This is a genomic window from Polynucleobacter sp. 35-46-11, assembly GCF_002281105.1.
In genome coordinates, this window is the sequence record NZ_NCFJ01000714.1 from 1 (window position 1) to 1,095 (window position 1,095).

At 44.2% G+C, this 1,095-nt stretch carries 2 protein-coding genes; one reads left to right on the forward strand and one right to left on the reverse strand.

The genetic code is table 11. The annotated features are described in order from the left end of the window. The first annotated feature begins 111 nt into the window (after positions 1–111). Positions 112–510, forward strand: coding sequence for a VOC family protein (locus B7Y67_RS19035; RefSeq protein WP_215302693.1), 399 nt, complete (start codon positions 112–114; stop codon positions 508–510). 14 nt (positions 511–524) lie between these two features. Here the strand turns inward: B7Y67_RS19035 and B7Y67_RS19040 are convergent. Further along, positions 525–1,095: haloacid dehalogenase type II (locus B7Y67_RS19040; protein ID WP_293599971.1), on the reverse strand; the 571-nt coding region annotated here is incomplete at its 5' end.

Sequence of the window (1,095 nt, forward strand, 5' to 3'; positions counted from 1 at the left end):
ACCCAAGGCATTCTTTATCTCTAAGACCTCAGTCTAGGCAAATCTGTAAATTCTTCGGTATGATGAATCGAGCAATTTTATTAATGATTGCCAATCATCTTGGAGACTGCTTTGAAAAATATTATCGATCGCATTGATCATATTGTCCTAACTGTTACAGATATTGAGCGCACTACACAGTGGTATGAAAAAGCTTTAGGGTTTGAGCGAGAGTTTTTTACTGGGCCAGAAGGTCAGCCCCGTTATTCATTGCGCTTTGGGCAATTAAAAATTAATCTTCAAGATAAAGATACAGAAACGCCTACAAAAGCCAAAGTTCCTACGATTGGCTCTGGTGACTTTTGCCTGATTTCAGCGATCCCCTTGGATGACTTCATTTTTCATCTTCAGAGCAATGGCGTTGCAATTGATGTTGGTCCAGTGCCTAGACGTGGTGCTCTTGGACCGATTCGTTCTGTCTACTTGCGTGACCCAGACAATAACCTCGTAGAGGTTGCTGAATACGTTTAATGCCAAACTAGATCTTATGCGTTTAGCTGGCGCGCAAGATCTAGAAAGTCTTTTGCGTGATAGTTAGTAAATTGCTCCACATGTAGATCATTTCGAAGATGATTTTTGCCAAACTCCATTGGACGTTCAATAAAAGCCGTTTGTAGTCCACAGGCATGGGCGGCTTCTAAATCATCTTTATGTGCTGCAACCAGTATGACCTCTTCCGGTCTAATGTTAAAGGTCTCCGCCACTCCTAGATAGGTTTCTGGATCCGGCTTGTAGTGGCGAAATACCTCGGCGGAAAGAATGAGGTCCCAGGGTAGCCCGGCGTTTTTAGCCATGTTGGCTAATAAGCCCAGATTTCCGTTGGAAAGAGTCACGATTGTGAACTGACTTTTCAGCTTGTGTAGGCCTTCGACAGCCTCTGGCCAAGGAGTAAGGCGGTGCCAGACTAGATTGAGGTCTTGTATTTGCGCTTCAGATAAAGAATTGATTTTGAAGGTCTTGAGAACATCATCTAGGATCATGCGGTGCAGATCATCAATCTTGGTCCAAGGAAGTTCTCCGGAGCGAACACGAGCCATAGCTGGCCTATAACCTTGC